This window comes from Dehalobacter sp. 12DCB1 (assembly GCF_004343605.1).
Lineage (GTDB): Bacteria > Bacillota > Desulfitobacteriia > Desulfitobacteriales > Syntrophobotulaceae > Dehalobacter.
The window spans coordinates 356,087-372,976 of record NZ_POSF01000002.1 but is presented as its reverse complement, the minus strand read 5'-3'; the positions used below and the strand labels follow the sequence as shown (position 1 = coordinate 372,976).

Below are 16,890 nucleotides of genomic sequence, written 5' to 3'. Positions count from 1 at the left end.
TTAGTGTACTATACAAATATGTACCAACCGGAAAGGAAGTGCATGGCTTTTTTAATCTTCAATTAACGGAAGTTTAACCGGTACCCCGGTTTCCTGGCATTTATAGATGGATAAAATGATTTCAAGTGCTTTCCGTCCCTCTTCGCCGGGTACAGCGGGAGTCCCATCAGTTTGAACGGCCTGGATCATATCCTCAATGATCTCCCGGTGGCCAAATCCGTATACGTTAGGTGGATCAGTCTCCTGGGCAGCAAAGATCTGCTCTTTTTCTGCTTCACTATCGGGGAATTCCCAAACCTCGACACGGTTCACTGCAATCCCGCCGATCACGGCTGAGCCTGTCTCTCCAAAAACATTCAGCGTTTCCTCAATGTTCTTCGGATAAATCGTGGATGCGGCCTCGATCAGCCCGATTGCGCCGTTCTTAAACTTCAGTACCGCTCCGGCGACATCTTCCATTTCAATATTTCTTAACGCGGTATGGGTATAGCCGAAAACGGATTCGACCGGCCCAAACATCCACTGCAGCAGGTCAATGTTATGAATGGACTGATTCATCAGGACGCCGCCGTCCTGCAGTTTGGTCCCTCTCCAAGGTGCCTGCAGATAATAGTCCATGCCCCGGTTCCAGCGGACTGTCGCCTGACCGTGGGTCAGTTTCCCAAAACGTCCTGCTTCCAAAGCGTTTTTGAGTAATTTAATTGATTGATTAAAACGATTCTGGTGAATGACCGCCAGTTTGACACCGTTCTCCCTGCAGGCCCTGATCAGCAGATCTGCTTCGCGGAGCGTCATGGACATAGGCTTCTCGACCATCACATGCTTGCCGGCCCTGGCCGCTGCAATCCCGATTTCCGCATGGCTTCCGCTCGGGGTTGCGATCGTGACAATATCGATATCTTCTCTCTTTAAAAGATCGCGATAATCCAGATATGGCTTTGCCTTGTACTTGCCGGCAAAATCTTCAGCCCTTTCCGGCACAATGTCACAGACAGCAGCCAGCTCTGCACCGGGAATAGCCATAATCGATTCCGTATGTTTCGGGGCAATTCTTCCGCACCCGATTACGCCAAATACTATTTTGTCTCCTGTCAAATTTCCACACGCTCCAATCATAAAGGAAGGATAAAAGAAGCGTCTCTTTTGTCCCCGCTACCTTACTTAGATTTTGAATATTTTTTCACGCATCTGACGAACGTCTTTGGTTGCATTGCGTGTATCGACAACTAACGGTGCATATTGGACGATTTGATCATAGTCTATAGCACTGTGATCGGTGATAATCAGGACACAGTCGGCCTCCTGCAATACATTCGGGGTTAGCTGGATGCTTTCCAGATGCATGGTGCTGCCGCCATGCGGCTCGATCACCGGTACGTAAGGGTCATGGTAGCTTAATACGGCGCCTTCCTTGCGCAAGAGTTCCATGATGATCAGGGCCGGTGATTCGCGGACATCCTCAATATCCTTCTTATAGGCCACACCTACAACCAGGACTTTGGCATCCTTAACGCTCTTATTCAGGGAATTTAAAGCCCGGTATACTTTATTGACGACATAAGAAGAGACTTCGACATTGATCTCGCCGGCCAGTTCAATAAAGCGGGTATGGAAGTCATACTCTCTGGCCTTCCAGGTAAGGTAGAACGGATCAATCGGAATGCAGTGGCCGCCAACACCCGGTCCCGGATAAAACGTATGGATACCAAAAGGTTTCGTCGAAGCAGCCTCGACGATCTCCCAAACATCAAGCCCCATCCGGTCGCATAATAGCATCATTTCATTCACGAGTGCGATATTGACTGCGCGGTAGGTATTTTCAAATACTTTGGTGAGTTCGGCTGCAGCCGGTGAGCTGACCGGTACGACATTCACAATGGTTTGTGCATATAAGGTATAAGCAATCTCCAGGCAGTAAGGCGTTACGCCGCCGACAACTTTGGAGGTGTTCTTCGTTGAAAAACGCTTGTTACCGGGGTCAACTCTTTCCGGCGAGAAGGCCAGGAAAAAGTCTTGCCCGACTTTAAGCCCCGACTGTTCCAGAATCGGCAGGATCACTTCCTGCGTGGTTCCAGGATATGTCGTACTCTCAAGTGTGACAAGCTGCCCCTGACGAATGGTCTTTCCGACTTCCTCAGCGGAAGCCTTCATATAAGAAATATCCGGATCCCTCGTAATGGTTAGCGGTGTTGGCACACAAATGATCACCACATCACAGTCGGCAAGTTTGGCAAAGTCAGTGGTTGCCTGAAGAATCTTTTTCTCGACAAGTTCTTTAAGCTCCTCGTCCTTGACATCTCCGATATAGTTTTCTCCGGCTGATACCATGGCAACTTTCTCTGCATTAATATCAAATCCGAGAACCGGGAAACCAACCTTGCCTTTCTCAACTGCCAGCGGCAGGCCAACATAACCAAGACCGATCACGCCGATCCGGGCGGTATGGTTTTCAATTTTCTTTTTGAGTTCCAGGGCAACAGGATGATTCTGCGTAATGACATTTTTAACTTCCAACATAGAAGTTCCTCCTTATATCTGTGGTGCAAGCGTTTATCTGTGATGCAAGCGTTCATGATGGTCAAGACTGCGCTGCCTAAGTTTTTATGGTCTCCCAAAGTCAGGAAGAAGTGTCCTGATGGAAGTGTTGATTTCCTCCCTGTCCATATAGCTGCCACGCTCGCGTATTTTCTGCACCAGTCCTTCGATCGCCTCATGATCGATATGATTGGGTCTCGCTACAAAAATGCGTTTATGTTTGGTTGCTGTCGTACCTTCTTCCGAAGTCAGAATTTCTTCAAAAAGTTTCTCTCCGGGTCTCACGCCGGTAAACTCAATCTGAATATCTTTGCCCGGTTCAAAACCTGATAAACGGATAAGGTCCTTGGCCAGATCAACGATCTTCACAGGCTTGCCCATATCAAGAATAAAGATTTCTCCGCCTGAGGCCATCGCGCCGGCTTGAATAACCAGCTGGCTTGCTTCCGGGATGGTCATGAAGTAACGGGTCATCCTCGGATCCGTCACCGTTACCGGTCCCCCCGCCATGATCTGCTTTTTAAATGTCGGGATGACGCTTCCGCGGCTTCCGAGGACATTGCCAAAGCGTACGGCGACAAACTTTGTTTCGGATCTCTTGTCGTAGTCCTGGATCACCATCTCGGCCATCCTTTTGGATGCGCCCATGATGCTGGTCGGATTAACCGCCTTATCCGTGGAGATCAGTACAAACGTCCTGACTCCGTTTTTGTCGGCCGCTGCAGCCAGGTTGCTCGTGCCCATTACATTATTTTTCAATGCTTCCTCAGGATTTACCTCCATCAGCGGCACATGCTTATGCGCAGCTGCATGAAAAACCACGGAAGGCTTGTATTTTTCAAAAACAAGGTTCACCTTGCCGGCGTCCTTAATATCAAAAATCTCCGTCACAATCGGGAAATTCTTCAATTCCTGCTCAATATCAAAAATACAGTTTTCCCCATGCCCGGCCAGAATAAGCTTAGAGGGGAAAAACTTGACAATCTGCCTGCAAAGTTCCGATCCAATGGAACCTCCGGCACCGGTCACCAGGACAACCTGGTTTTTCAGGTAGCCTGCCACCTCTTCCAGATCCACCGATACCTGTTCACGTCCCAGCAGGTCTTCGACCTGTACTTCCCTTAAAGAACTGACCGTAATCTTGCCGCTCAGAATGTCGTATACGCCAGGCATAATCTTTAAAGCCGCCCGGGTCTCCTTACATATTTCCACGATCTCCCTGACAGCCTCTCCATCGGCAGAAGGGATCGCGATGATGATCTCGTCAACAGCATAGTCCTCTGCAATCCGCGGGATGTCGTCACGGGAACCCAACACCGGAAATCCTTGAACATGAAGATTAATCTTGCTTTTGCTGTCGTCAATAAAACCGACGGGTACACCTTCCTGAAAATCTCTTTTCTTGAGCTCACGCAAAGCAAGAACACCCGCGTCACCGGCTCCGATGATGAGCACTTTTCGCTGTGATTTGTTGGACACGGCAAAAATAGCATTCTCCTGGCGCATCCTCTGACTGAACCGCAGTCCGCCGATCAAAACAATCAGCATCAGCCAGAAGTAAACGCTGACCGAATGTGGAAGTCTGAGCGGAGAAATAAAATAGACCACCATGACTGTAAGTGCCGCACCGACGGTTACAGCGTAGACGATAGAAAGAAGCTCTCTGACACTGGCATATCGCCAAATATTTTTATACAACCCAAAGAAGTGGAACACCACAATCAGCACGAAGGTTGACACGATCGCGGCATTCAAATAAGTACCCAAATATTTAACAAACTCCACCTGCAGATCAGCCTCTTCGGAAAGGCGCAGGTAGAAGCTTAAAAAAAGGGCAAGATTAATCAATATAGCATCGGTAAGCATGAAAAATAGGGTGCGTTTGGGATGTGCCACGTTATCGGTTCCGACCTTTCAGGACGTAATTCGTTTTCACCGTTTATCAGTTTACTACAGTTTTCCTCATTTTACAATTCAAAAGGGGGACAAAGATCCGTCTCCTTGTCCCCCCTCATGCTATATTTTAACCATCTGGTATTTGATCCGGATAATCGCATTGTCACTGATGACGGATTTGCCTCCGAAAACCACCAGTTCCACGTCCGGCGAGATACTCTGAAAATATTTCTCGGTATCGGAACCGGCTGCAGGCCCTTCCGTCGGAATCAGCAACAGCGGCGTATCCATATTCGCAGCAAGCGCTGCCCCCGCTAAAGCATCCGGGAAACCCTCCCCGGTTGCCAGATAGATTTTTTGGGCATCAGGATACAGGGACTGCACGACTGTAAGCGAAGTATTGTAGCGGTTATTACCGGCAAAACGCCGGACTTTATCTGCGGAGAGACCTGCGATGCCAGTGATGCTGCCGGCGACCCCGGCAGATACCGCACCCTCCCCGCCGGCAATATATAACTCAGACGGTTTCAGGGTCTGTAGACGTTCTGCGGTTGCCTGCGGCAGGCTGTCTTTTGCCGTCAATAGCAGCGGATATCCTTTGGCCGCGGCGGCTGAAGCAATACCTAAAGCATCCGGAAAGTTGGATCCGGTCGCAACAGCAACTCCGCTGCCTTCAGGAAAATGGGACGCAATGAGCGCTGCGGTCTCATATCTGTCCTGACCTGCTATCCGCTCAAAATCTTCTGTCCAGGAAACCACTTCCTTCAGTCTGTTCTCCACCCCGGATGACAACGCAGTTTCACCACCAAGAATAATCACTTTCAGTGGTTTCAGAACGGTTAAAGCGTTTTCCACCCGCTGGTCAAGCTGGTCCTTTGAAGTAAGAAGAATTGGCGCATGATTCTGTTTCGCCAGGGATACACCGGCCAAGGCGTCTGCGAAAGCATCGGATCTCGCGATGATGACCGTCTCACAGCCGTAAGGCCACCCTTCATAAGCAATTTTTACAGCTGTGTCGATCCGGTCCATGCCGGAAATTCTTTTCACAGTTGAGAGCAGCAAATTGTTTTGACTTCTGGAGATCATGGGAAGGCCCAGCGTGTAACCAGCATAGTGAATCGGTTCGGGCGTCTTCCAGACAGAATTCTTTGACGGCAGTGTCCCCGCCGGCAGCAGTGACTTCGACACCGGTGTGATACTGACAGGATCAGTCAGACCCTCATAATAATCGGTGGCAATCAGTTTCAAGATTTTATCCTGGTAGGCTACCCTGCCTGAAGCAGCCGCAGTATTCGGATTATTGACGGTAGACCAGCTGTTGTAAGCCCAAATCGCAAAATACCAGTTTTCCAGTTTTCCGGGGTCGCCGTCTCCGATCGTTGGTGTCATGTTCCACTTGGATTTCAGGACTTCAGCCCCGTAGGCAATATTATAGGTAATATCCGTCTTCAGGTGGTTAATCGTCTCCGAATCGGAAGGATCATATACCCCAATCTGCATAATGCCGAGGTAAGGCCTGCTGCCTGAGCCCCCCGTCACAACATTACCTGAACTGTTCCATTGACGCCAGCCTGATTCTTTGAACGCAATCGCTTTGAGAATCTCCGCAGGAACTTTCTCCTCCAGGGCCACCTGGTCAAAGATCCGGGATATCTCCTCGGGAGTAGGATTCTGGTTTGCTGCCTGAACAGGCAGCGGCCTGGCCGGAATCAGCAGCAAAATGCTGAAAAGCACAGCTAGGAATAACCGGATATATTTTTTCGAACGCATTAATTACCTCCTAATCAGAAACACAGAAACCGCCGCTCCTTGCTATCCATGGACATCGCGACATTAGACATTAGACCAGTCAAATGCTTTGTCACAAAACTTGAAAGAAGTTTAGAGTAAATAAATTCGTCTTAGAGACAGATTTTCCTTCCCCAAAATTTTTCCAAATCGCTGGAAGCCGCATAAACGCTCATAAACAAAATTCCGACAAGAAGTGCTGCTTGCCGGAAAAGGTCAATATTATTCCATTTAATGAATGATGATGCTTGCAAACCCTTCTCATCAAATTGACTGGTTATGGACTGATTATTAACAGATTCTTGACGAATCTATCATTGATTTATGGATTGAATCACATCTGTCTGAGTAAATATTTTACACGGGTAACCGTATATTCAGAAATAGAAGCTTCCGAGCCGATTACTTTAACATTTGTGGAAGAAGCCATCTTTTTCAGATAATTTTCTGTTGGCCCATTTGTCGTAAAGCCCTGCGGAGAAATCAGCAATAGACAAGCGTTCTTCGTTGCCGCCAGGGCGCCAGCGGCGAGAGGGTCTGCAAAATCGAGTCCGGTAGCCATATAAATCTCCTGCGTACTGGGAAAGAACGCTTCCGCAATCATTACCGAAGTTTCATAACGGTTGCTTCCTGCAAAACGAACAATATTCCCCGCAGACAATCCGGTTGTCTGAGTCAGGGCTGCCACTACTTCTGCGGTAATGACTTTTTCCCCGCCGCCAATATAGATTTTTCCCGGTAAACGTTTGCTTAAGTCCTGTCTGGTAACCTCAGGCAGGCTCCGGGTTGAAGTCAGCAACAGAGGCATTTCGTTCGCAGCTGCAGCTGTGGCCAGGCTTAACGCATCCGGAAAATCCATCCCCGTAGCAACAGCCACGCTGGCATCTTTGGGGAAATCAGCGGCAATCAGTACCGCGGTTTGATAACGGTCCGCTCCGGCAATCCGCGAAACATCAGAGGTCCAGGTCAAAACGGCCTTGAGTCTAGTCTCGACGGATTTGCTGACGGCTTTCTCTCCACCCAGAATAATTACTTTTGTCGGCTTTAAGGTATTCAATACCTCAATGACACCCTGATCAAGCTGGTCCGGGTTCGTAAGCAAAATCGGTGCATTATATTTTTTAGCCAGAGGCACACCGGCCAGAGCATCAGGAAATGCATCCGAGCGGGTTATAATGACGGTCTGGGCCCCACTTGACCATCCGTTCAAGGCAATTTGATTAACCGTGTCTATCCTGTCCTGACCTGAGATTCGGGTGGTTGTGCCAACCGTACTGGAAGTTAAGTCTCCCAGGGTATACGGTTCAGGCGTATTCCAGATCTGACTGCTGCTCGGCAGCGTGCCAAGCGGCAGAAGTTCGGCGGGAACCGGCGTGATTTGGACAGGTGAGACCAGGCCCGGAAAATATGCTGTCGCGGCTTTGCGAATGATTGCGTCCTGATAAGCTACCTCGCCTCTGGCAGCAGCATTGTTCGGGTTATTGTATGCTAACCAGCCATGATAGGCCCAAAGCGCAAAATACCAATTCTCCAGCTTGTTGCGGTCCCCATCACCAATCTTCGGCACTATCTGCCATTTTTGATTCAGCAGATCCGCGCCGCGGGAAATATTATAATCAATATCATATTTAAGTTTATTAACTTCTTCGGTATCTCCGGGATCATAACTGGTAACCTGCATGATTCCGAGGGCAGGATTCGAGGTGCCGTTGGTGCTGCCGGTTACCACTTCACCATTTTGATCGAACTGTCTCCAACCCGATTCACAATAGGCAATTGTTTTTAGCAGTACGCTCGGAATTCCCTTGCTTCTGGAAATCGTCTCAAGCTTCTGGGCGATGACTTCCAGGGCAGGATTTTGGTACGTCTGAATCTCTGCCCCAGATGCACCGGAACTATAGACCGGCAAAACCAACAATACGATCAACAGAACCGCAAGCGCCCTTGGCTTTTTTTTGAACATCTGTTTCTCTCCCTGTCTTAATCTTTTTAAGACAAAATTTTTTCATCCCCTAGAATTCGCCATCGTTCAGTTAAATCCTGCAATACTCCGCCTGCTATATTGCCGTTTCGCCCGTAATCAGCCAGCTTTGACCCATTTTAATCAAATTCGCCCTGACATGGACCTGATGTTCCTGCTCTTCCCCCAAAGGGTACTGCTCGTCCAAGTCATAATCTCTAGCCGTGTAACGGTAAACAGCATTGACTGTCGCCGAAAGCTTGTCGGCAGATTCGATTTGCACGTCATCAAAAATGATGTTGCCGACATCCAGTCCGATTCCTCTGGAAATAAACTCTTCTGCCTTCTGAATATGCTTTTCCATCAAGTCTCCAGTGTAAGCATTGGCAATCGCAGTTCTGAACGCAGTCATATCTTTGGCTTTCCAGGCATCAAAAAGCATTCCCAGTCCCTGCTTATACTGTGCAATAATTGCTTCCTGTTCTGCCTCAGTCAAGGCACTTGTACTTTTGTCAGTACTGTTATTTGTACCGTTATTTGTACCATCAGCTATACCGTCAACAATGCCATTTCCTTCGGCAAACAGATCCGGAAGAACATTCTGAACAGCATCACCGCTCTGAACGGTGCCTACTTTGGCTGCGTTGCCCTTTTCAGCCGGAGAATTTACTTCCGGGTTCAATGTCGTTGACCATAAAAAGTGTCCTCCCGCACCGAAGCACACCCCCAGAACAAATACCAGTACTGTAATCAACCAAAATTTTTTACGCATAAAATCACAATCCCCTCAACAACGGATAGAATGGTAACTATTCCCATTCTATCCGTTCTGCGGGGATTTTAAACATACTTCAGTCTATTTTTATTACAGGATTGTGGACCTATTCTTCCTTATCTAATCTCTTAAAGATCCAATAAGAATATCCAATTGGAACGATAAGCAGGACTGCAATCACAATCATTACTATGACGGTTAGAAACTGGGAAGGCAGGAAGCTTGCCGCCATAAAGATCAGTCCGCCAATGACCCAGAGCGGTCCTGCCATCCGGTGCGTTTTGTACCAGACTTGCTCATTGGCCAGCGTCCATGGAGTCTTGATTCCGGCAAAGTAATTATGCTTTAGTTTGCCCATATAGTTTCCAATAATTACAAACAAGGCACCGACTCCCAATTGAATCAAGGAAGGGAAGCTGTTAAAATATCCGAGCGCCGTGCCCAGCGAGCCAAAATGAATCAACATAAAAAACAGCATTATGACAAGCACAATAATGGTATACGGCTTGCTCATCCGGCTATAGTTCTTTTTCTTAGGATCCACTTTCGGAAGGAAAACAAGCAGGATCAGCATAGCTGCCATCATCAGTGGAAACAGGAAAGCTCCCTGAAAAGCACTGCCCCAACCGTCGATCTCTCCGGCTGCATTCCAGTGCACTGGAACTTTATCCGGAAGACGGGGATAAACAACCAAGCTGACCGCCAAACTTATGAGAACCATCAGACTGCCAAAAATAAGCATTCTGCGCATCCATAATTCTTTGTTCTCCGACATTGCATCAGCACCCTTTCTTATGATTCATCTTTTCTGGAAAACAGATCAAACATCATTCGCATGACTTCTTCAAACACAGAGGTATCCAATGCATAGACGATGGTCTGCCCTTTTCTTTCGTCTGTAACCAGCCCGGCCTGCTTCAAAATATTTAAATGATGGGAGATGCTTGGTTTGGAGATCTTGAATTGCTCTGCAATTTCCCCTGCCGTCATATCCCGTTCTTTCAAAAAGCGGATCATTTCCCTCCGGGTCGGATCAGCCAAAGCTTTAAACGTATCGTTATACGGCGACATTTGTGATCCACTTCCTTATTGATAATATTTAGATATTTAGGCAACAATCTAAACATCTATTATTATATATGCTTTGTTAAAATTGTCAAGATTTAGACATCAAAAAAGTTATCCTAATCTCATGGAGGTTTAAGACAGGATAACTTTTTCGAAAGCGCTTTAATGTTATTCCAGGCCGCCTATTAATGCATTAGGAATGCTATTCGGAACGTTTCGTGGCAAAAGGAGTTGCCCCGTAAACCTTGGAACTCATATCATCCCGCAGCAGATGCGCGTCCAAATCATGAATCTCGAGATGGAATTGTTCAATTCTTACTTTGTCCTTACTGTCAAAGGCATCAATCCCTCTGTTCAGAAGATTTCTGAAATACACATCTAGGGTTGACGCCTGACTGGAATTGACTTCATTCTCCATTTGTTTTTCCCATAAGGTCTTATGGAAAACAATATACTTCTTAATATCCTGTTCGTTCATCTGAGGCCCTGCTGTGACACCGTACAGATAACCATCCGTATACTGGTGGATGTTCCAGGCGGCTCCGAAGGCAAGAGTCCTGGATGCATCGCTGAGCGCTCCCTCACCAAAATACTCCTCAAGCGAAGGCGCAATATTCAAAAGACTTAGATCCGGTTCCCTATACTTTTTGACTTCATTCGTGCTGCTGGCAGAATTGTCTGTGCCGTCAGCCTGATTGGGTGCTGTAACGGTATCTCCTGCAGTCCCTTCTGCAGCCGGTGTTCCCCCGGTATTGGATGAAACCGTACTGTCTTTACCCTGGGCAGTGGTCTGATCAGCATCTGTCTCTCCACCGGCATAATTGACCGGCGGCGTCTGGATAACCACTTGGTCCTCTGGGCCGGTTATCTGGCCACGGAATACTTTCCAGGCTGTAGGCCCATAAATTCCGCCGATAATGATTACCCCCGCCAGAACAACAGCCCCTGCAAGAGTTAGAATACTTTTGCGGCTGAAATTCATCCTTTTTCCTCCTTACTATAGGTATTTTCTGTATAATATTACCAATAGCAAAGAGAAAAGCTTGTCACATTGAGGATAGCAAACAGCCTATTTTCTGTGAAAGTACGTTATTTTCCGCCGTTTTTTCCGGGCAGCATCCATTTACTTACCTGGTTAACTGTAATTCTTCATAATATCATAAAGTTTGTCCAAATGATTGTCTGCCGAAAGCAGGCGAAGCTCCTGACCTCCTTTTTGATACCGGCTGACAATATCGGTTAGATAATCCATCAGGCTTTCGCCAATTTCTTCGTGTCTTAACGCAAATTCAATGGTTGCTTTGACAAAACCAAGTTTGTCCCCGACATCATATCTTTTCCCTTCAAAATTGTAGGCATACACATCCTGAACCTTGCTCAACTGTGCAATCGCATCCGTCAACTGAATTTCTCCATTTCTTCCCGGAGGCAATTCCGCGAGGATATCAAAAATTTCCGGATTAAGAATATACCGGCCCATGATCGCAAGTGGAATATCAGGCGCTTCTTGTGGAGCCGGCTTTTCAAACATCGTTTCCGCCTTGTACAGTCTCGGGGATATTCTGCTGCCATCAATAATCCCGTATTTCGACACTTCTGTCGGCAGTACTTCCTGTACGCCAATTAGATTGCTGTTATAAAGCTCGTAGTACCTGATCATTTGTTTTAGACAAGGCTCAGCCGAATAGATCACGTCATCTCCCAGAAGAACGGCAAACGGCTCATTACCTATAAATCTTCTAGCGCTGTAGACGGCATGACCGAGCCCCAGAGCTTCTTTTTGACGGACATAATGGATATCGACCATCTCAGCAATATGTTTGACCATATCGAGCAGTTCGGACTTTTCTCCGTTTTTTAGAAATAGTTCAAGTTCTACAGAACGGTCAAAATGATCCTCGATGGCTCTCTTGTTTCTTCCTGTGACAATAATGACATCTTCAATACCGGAGTGGACCGCTTCTTCAATGATGTACTGAATGGTCGGTTTGTCCACAATTGGCAGCATTTCTTTGGGTTGAGCTTTGGTTGCAGGAAGAAATCTTGTACCCAATCCAGCCGCTGGTATGACTGCTTTACGAATTTTCTGCAAGATTTTTCCTCCTTATTTGTTGTTGCTTTGGTCGTTTTCCGACAATCTGGGTTTAGTATGCCGAATTTATTGAAGTTTTATGTTTTTTTCTGATGGTTGCTCTTTCCCGCGGCATTAGTCCATCCGTGGACTTGCCGCTCCTTTCCCTCCATGGAACCGCGGCATTAGTCCATCCGTGGACGTCAAACGCCTCAAATGATTGACTCAAATGAGGCGTTTTGATATCCAAGATTTTCTTCAAGATTCTCTTATGGAAATTAAGACTTATTCCTTGAGAGATTTTATTTTAGCGGGTTCTTCTTTTTTTGCTCGAGCAGTGCTGCTTTTTCCAGCACCCGATCAACAATTCCGTATTCTTTGGCTTCTTCAGCGGACATATAGTAGTCACGGTCCGTATCCTGTTCGACTTTTTCCAAAGGCTGGCCAGTTCTTTCGGAGAGAATCCTGTTCATTTTGTTTTTCGTTTTCAGCAATTGTTTGGCGTGAATTTCTATTTCTGTAGCCTGCCCCGATAAACCTCCCCCTGCAATTAACGGCTGGTGGATCAGGATTTCAGCATTGGGTAGGGCCGTACGTTTTCCTTTCGTTCCGGCTGCAAGCAGGAAGGCACCCATACTGGCGGCCATTCCAATACAAATAGTCTGTACATCAGGCCTGATGTACTGCATCGTATCGTAGATGGCCATCCCGGCAGTAATGGACCCTCCAGGGCTGTTGATATAGAGGAAAACGTCCTTTTCAGGATCTTCTGCTTCCAGGAAAAGCAATTGCGCAACGACAACATTAGCAACGTTATCATCGATTGCTCCGCCCAAGAAGATAATACGGTCTTTGAGGAGCCTAGAATAGATGTCGTAAGAACGTTCACCGCGATTCGTTTGTTCAACTACCATCGGGATAAGATAACTCATATTTATTCCCTCCATCATTGATTGTTAATTTTGATATGCCTCTATTTTATTACAAAGGTCAATAAAGGTCAAATTATTTGGGTGAATTTTGGTCTTTTTTTGTTTATGTTCTATCATTTGATTTCTTTCATATAATGATTTCTTTCTTTCATATAATAATTTTTTTATATTATTTTGATTAATTACCAATCGTGCGTTTGTCTAAACATCCGAACAGAATATATATCATCTTTCCGGTTAAAATAATCCTAGTATGACGTTCTCAAATTCCCTGCTCAAATTATTCATGCAAGCTTGATTACCCTAAATGAGGTCTGGGGGCCACAATTCCAGCGTCAAGCGGAGCATGGAGGCGGAGCGCGGCTGTTTGCGCCATGGATGGCACAACAGCCGAAAGTGGAATTGTGGCGCACAGGCCAACCCGGGAGTTTAACGCAATCCTATATTTGAGTATTTACTAGTATGCTTGAAAAAAAGTACTTGTTATCAATCCCATAAATGTACTGGAGGCTTGAAAGTATGAATCTTATACCGTTCCATCCAATGCGGAATGCAGATCAATTGCGCCGTGAAATCAATAGGCTTTATAGCTTCCCATTTAATCTTTTCGAAGACGAGTTTACTCCGCGCTTAGCTGTTCCATTTACCGACGTCTATGAAACCGACGAAGAAATCATTGTTTCCTGCGATCTGCCAGGACTGCAGAGAAGAGAAGATGTAAGCATTCAGATTGAAAACAACATGATAACCATCAGCGGCACTTTAAACCGCGAACAGCACGTGATCCAGGAAGACCGGCTACACAAAAAAGAAAGGTATACCGGTCAATTTCGCCGCTCCGTCTCTCTTCCGGCGGCCGTTTCCAGTGATAATGTCAGGGCAATTTATAAAAACGGCGTTCTGAATGTATTTCTGCCCAAGACAGAGAACAGGGAGAAAAAGTCTGTTCAGATTGAGTTTCAGCATTAGATCGCAAGACTGCGCCCACAGACGGTCTCTAAAGCAGGACACAATGAAAAAAAGAGTGTACTGCTTTTTTTCTACCAAAAAATAATAAATAAATTTTTGTTGGTTATCGACCATAAGCTGTTATAATATAAAAGGACAACTTTCAGCATCTTATGCTTTCGAAGGGAGAATAATTAATTCGTGCCTAAAGTAATGATTTTCTCTGCATCTACAGGTCACGGACATAATCAGGCTGCAGACTGTCTGAAAAAGGAGCTTGAAGCTTCAGGCTATTCCGTCCGGATTGTAGAACCCTTAAAAAAAGAAGAAAGCTGGATCATGGAAGCCCTTATCGATGACGGTTATCATATACTCGCAACAAGATTACCGAAAATGTACGGGAAACTATATAAGATTACCTATAACGAGTTTTTAAATAAAAATGTCAAAAGAATTTTAAACAGGACCATGGATAATGTCATCGAACAGCTGATTCAGGAGTACAAGCCCGACCTGCTTATTACTACCCATCCTCTTCATGTCAGTGTTGTTTCTTATTTGAAGGCTTCCGGACGCTTAAATCTGCCTTTTATTTCGCTGGTTACAGATTATATGGCCCATCAGTTTTATGTGAATAGTTTTGTTGATGCCTACATTGTTGGTTCACCTTACACCAAAGATACGCTTACGGAAAAAGGTGTTCCTGAAAACAAAATACACATTTTCGGTATTCCGGTACGGGAAGAATTTCGCCAGCCCCGCCTTATCAGAAATAATGACGTATTTACACTGCTGATCATGGGTGGGAGCATGGGCATCCCCTATATCAGAAAATGCCTGAAAACGCTTATGGAGAACCGGCATCATCTTCGTGTCCTGGTTGTATGCGGAAGCAACCGTAAGCTGTGGACTGATCTTGCGAAAAAGTACGCAGGTACTTTTAACGGCAAAGATGTCGTCATTTACGGTTTTACATCAAACATTCATGATCTAATGGACCAGTCCGATGTGATTATTACAAAACCCGGCGGTCTGACTGTTTCAGAAGCAATCAATAAAAATATTCCCATCATTATTCCATTTTTTATTCCGGGACAGGAAGAAGAAAATACTGAGATTCTAGTTAAATCAGGTGTTGCTGTCAGAACATCAAAGATCTCCGAACTTAATCCCCTGATCGACAGTTTCTGTCTAAATCCCGGTTTACTTGAAGAAATGCGTAAGAATGCTTCGGACTTAGCCCGACAGCTTTCTCCGGGCAGTATCGTAGGGTTGGCTGATCAGCTGCTGTATGAAAGCCCTCAAGTCAAAGAATATCAGAGAGCGCATCAAAGTTAATATTTCTACGCAAAAAGCAAGGCGGTGCTGCAAAACTACTAAAGTAGTTGGCGACACCGCCTTCTTTAATATTAAAAGACAAAGAAACCAAAGAAGGTAGGGCTGCGCAATCCGTGCTCCGCTTGTCGCTGGATGTACATTGCATAGCCTAGTCTCTGGTTTTATGTAGCCGTTTATTTTTGAAGATTCCTGCCGGAAAGCGGAATATATTCTCGCCTTGGAGTAACGCTTTTATAGGCCGGTCTAACGATTTTCCCATTATTCACAATCTCTTCGATCCGGTGGGCGCTCCATCCTGACATTCTGGAGATCGCAAAGATCGGGGTAAACAGTTCCAGTGGAAGCCCCAGCATTTTATAGACAAAGCCGGAATAAAAGTCCACATTAGCACTGATGACCTTGCCTGACTTGTTATGGCCCAGAACAATATCGGGAGCAAGTTTCTCCACTCTGCAGAATAAATCATACTCTTCAGCTAGACCTTTCTCTTGAGCGAGCTTCCCGGCGTATTCTTTAAGCAGGACTTCCCTCGGATCGGAAATTGAGTAGACGGCATGGCCTATTCCGTAAATAAGGCCAGACCGGTCAAAGGCTTGTTTATTGATGATTTTAGTCAGATAAGTTTTAATTTCATCCTCATCCTGCCAGTCTGAGACATTCCGTTTGATATCTTCGAGCATATCATAAGTTTTAATATTTGCTCCTCCGTGCTTGGGCCCTTTTAAAGCGCCGATAGCGGCAGCCATTACCGAATAAGTGTCCGAACCGGTCGAGGTAATGACATGCGTAACAAAGGTTGAATTATTCCCGCCGCCGTGCTCGGCATGCAGGACCAGGGAAATATCCAGCAGAGCCGCCTCAAGCTTCGTATATTTGCTGTCTGGACGGAGCATATGAAGAATATTTTCTGCTGTGCTGAGATGGGGCAGCGGACTGTGCAGGAACAGGCTCTTGTTTCCATGATAGTGCGCACAGGAGTGATAGCTATACACGGCCAGCAAAGGCATCCAGGCAATCAGCTTCATGCATTGTCTCAGGACATTTTCGATGGAATTGTCATCGGGGTTGTCATCATAGGAATACAGGCTCAGGATGCTCCTGGCCAACATATTCATAATATCCTTGCCTGGGCTTTTAAGGATAGTGCCCCGAACAAAGTCCTCGGGCAGCTTTTGATATGCCGACAGCATCTGTTCAAAGTCCTTCAGCTCCTCGGCATTCGGAAGATGCCCGAAAAGAAGCAAATAGGTCGCTTCTTCAAAACCGTATCTTTCATCTTTGATAAAGCCGTCGACGATGTCATTAATATCGATACCTCTATAGGTTAATCTTCCCGGAACAGGGATCTTTTCTCCTTCGTCTATGATATAAGAGTGCACTTCACCAATCTCGGTCAGACCGACGAGTACGCCCTTGCCTTCGAGATCACGCAAACCCCTCATTACTTGATATTTACTATATAGTTCAGGATTAATTTTACTGCTGTCTATCGCTTTCTGCGTCAGTTCTTTAAACATTTTTGTTTCAAATTGTTCGAACTGTATGAACTCTGTTTGTTCCATTCCCCTACCTCCTCTGG

The 16,890-nt window shown here is 46.1% G+C and carries 14 protein-coding genes; 2 read left to right on the top strand and 12 right to left on the bottom strand.

Translation table 11 applies throughout. The annotated features are described in order from the left end of the window. Positions 1–51: 51 nt before the first annotated feature. The 11 genes from C1I38_RS02340 to clpP all read right to left on the bottom strand — a co-directional run bounded on the left by C1I38_RS02340 (position 52) and on the right by clpP (position 13,025). Positions 52–1,095, bottom strand: a complete 1,044-nt coding sequence (locus C1I38_RS02340) for a Gfo/Idh/MocA family oxidoreductase (protein WP_132102064.1) — start codon at positions 1,093–1,095, stop codon at positions 52–54. Between the two features lie 66 nt (positions 1,096–1,161). Further along, positions 1,162–2,517 carry a nucleotide sugar dehydrogenase gene (locus C1I38_RS02335; RefSeq protein ID WP_132102007.1) on the bottom strand — a complete coding sequence of 452 codons (1,356 nt, stop codon included), beginning with the start codon at positions 2,515–2,517 and terminating at the stop codon, positions 1,162–1,164. A gap of 84 nt (positions 2,518–2,601) precedes the next feature. Further along, on the bottom strand, positions 2,602–4,431 hold the full coding sequence (locus C1I38_RS02330) for a nucleoside-diphosphate sugar epimerase/dehydratase (protein WP_020492379.1): 1,830 nt from the start codon (positions 4,429–4,431) through the stop codon (positions 2,602–2,604). A gap of 120 nt (positions 4,432–4,551) precedes the next feature. Then, entirely contained in the window at positions 4,552–6,201 is a 1,650-nt protein-coding gene (locus tag C1I38_RS02325; RefSeq protein WP_020492380.1) for a cell wall-binding repeat-containing protein, read from the bottom strand. Between the two features lie 352 nt (positions 6,202–6,553). Beyond that, positions 6,554–8,182, bottom strand: a complete 1,629-nt coding sequence (locus tag C1I38_RS02320; RefSeq protein WP_131930108.1) for a cell wall-binding repeat-containing protein — start codon at positions 8,180–8,182, stop codon at positions 6,554–6,556. Positions 8,183–8,276: 94 nt separating this feature from the next. After that, positions 8,277–8,951 (bottom strand): hypothetical protein, encoded by a 675-nt coding sequence (locus C1I38_RS02315; RefSeq protein ID WP_131930110.1) that lies wholly within the window; start codon positions 8,949–8,951, stop codon positions 8,277–8,279. Between the two features lie 109 nt (positions 8,952–9,060). Beyond that, positions 9,061–9,729: an SdpI family protein gene (locus C1I38_RS02310; RefSeq protein WP_020492383.1), complete on the bottom strand. Its 669-nt coding sequence runs from the start codon at positions 9,727–9,729 to the stop codon at positions 9,061–9,063. Positions 9,730–9,746: 17 nt separating this feature from the next. Then, the gene (locus tag C1I38_RS02305) at positions 9,747–10,025 is read right to left on the bottom strand and encodes an autorepressor SdpR family transcription factor (protein WP_020492384.1); all 279 of its coding nucleotides are present in this window, start codon (positions 10,023–10,025) and stop codon (positions 9,747–9,749) included. Between the two features lie 199 nt (positions 10,026–10,224). After that, positions 10,225–11,004: a hypothetical protein gene (locus C1I38_RS02300; RefSeq protein WP_131930112.1), complete on the bottom strand. Its 780-nt coding sequence runs from the start codon at positions 11,002–11,004 to the stop codon at positions 10,225–10,227. 153 nt (positions 11,005–11,157) lie between these two features. Next, positions 11,158–12,114: a UTP--glucose-1-phosphate uridylyltransferase GalU gene (gene galU / locus C1I38_RS02295; RefSeq protein ID WP_021315805.1), complete on the bottom strand. Its 957-nt coding sequence runs from the start codon at positions 12,112–12,114 to the stop codon at positions 11,158–11,160. A gap of 281 nt (positions 12,115–12,395) precedes the next feature. Then, positions 12,396–13,025 (bottom strand): ATP-dependent Clp endopeptidase proteolytic subunit ClpP, encoded by a 630-nt coding sequence (gene clpP, locus C1I38_RS02290; protein ID WP_020492387.1) that lies wholly within the window; start codon positions 13,023–13,025, stop codon positions 12,396–12,398. Positions 13,026–13,544: 519 nt separating this feature from the next. Here clpP and C1I38_RS02285 point away from each other — a divergent pair. Both C1I38_RS02285 and C1I38_RS02280 read left to right on the top strand, forming a co-directional pair. Further along, complete coding sequence (locus C1I38_RS02285) at positions 13,545–13,994, top strand: Hsp20 family protein (RefSeq protein ID WP_021315807.1); 450 nt, start codon at positions 13,545–13,547, stop codon at positions 13,992–13,994. Between the two features lie 180 nt (positions 13,995–14,174). Then, positions 14,175–15,311 carry a glycosyltransferase gene (locus tag C1I38_RS02280; RefSeq protein WP_021315854.1) on the top strand — a complete coding sequence of 379 codons (1,137 nt, stop codon included), beginning with the start codon at positions 14,175–14,177 and terminating at the stop codon, positions 15,309–15,311. Positions 15,312–15,484: 173 nt separating this feature from the next. Here the strand turns inward: C1I38_RS02280 and C1I38_RS02275 are convergent, their stop codons facing one another. Beyond that, positions 15,485–16,873: a citrate/2-methylcitrate synthase gene (locus C1I38_RS02275; RefSeq protein WP_119775741.1), complete on the bottom strand. Its 1,389-nt coding sequence runs from the start codon at positions 16,871–16,873 to the stop codon at positions 15,485–15,487. Positions 16,874–16,890: the final 17 nt, after the last annotated feature.

Excerpts from the sequence above, each read along its gene's own strand:
- C1I38_RS02335 (WP_132102007.1), bottom strand. The coding sequence starts at position 2,517 with ATGTTGGAAGTTAAAAATGTCATTACGCAGAATCATCCTGTTGCCCTG.
- C1I38_RS02325 (WP_020492380.1), bottom strand. The coding sequence starts at position 6,201 with ATGCGTTCGAAAAAATATATCCGGTTATTCCTAGCTGTGCTTTTCAGC.
- C1I38_RS02320 (WP_131930108.1), bottom strand. The coding sequence starts at position 8,182 with ATGTTCAAAAAAAAGCCAAGGGCGCTTGCGGTTCTGTTGATCGTATTG.
- C1I38_RS02315 (WP_131930110.1), bottom strand. The coding sequence starts at position 8,951 with ATGCGTAAAAAATTTTGGTTGATTACAGTACTGGTATTTGTTCTGGGG.
- C1I38_RS02310 (WP_020492383.1), bottom strand. The coding sequence starts at position 9,729 with ATGTCGGAGAACAAAGAATTATGGATGCGCAGAATGCTTATTTTTGGC.
- C1I38_RS02305 (WP_020492384.1), bottom strand. The coding sequence starts at position 10,025 with ATGTCGCCGTATAACGATACGTTTAAAGCTTTGGCTGATCCGACCCGG.
- C1I38_RS02300 (WP_131930112.1), bottom strand. The coding sequence starts at position 11,004 with ATGAATTTCAGCCGCAAAAGTATTCTAACTCTTGCAGGGGCTGTTGTT.
- clpP (WP_020492387.1), bottom strand. The coding sequence starts at position 13,025 with ATGAGTTATCTTATCCCGATGGTAGTTGAACAAACGAATCGCGGTGAA.
- C1I38_RS02285 (WP_021315807.1), top strand. The coding sequence starts at position 13,545 with ATGAATCTTATACCGTTCCATCCAATGCGGAATGCAGATCAATTGCGC.
- C1I38_RS02275 (WP_119775741.1), bottom strand. The coding sequence starts at position 16,873 with ATGGAACAAACAGAGTTCATACAGTTCGAACAATTTGAAACAAAAATG.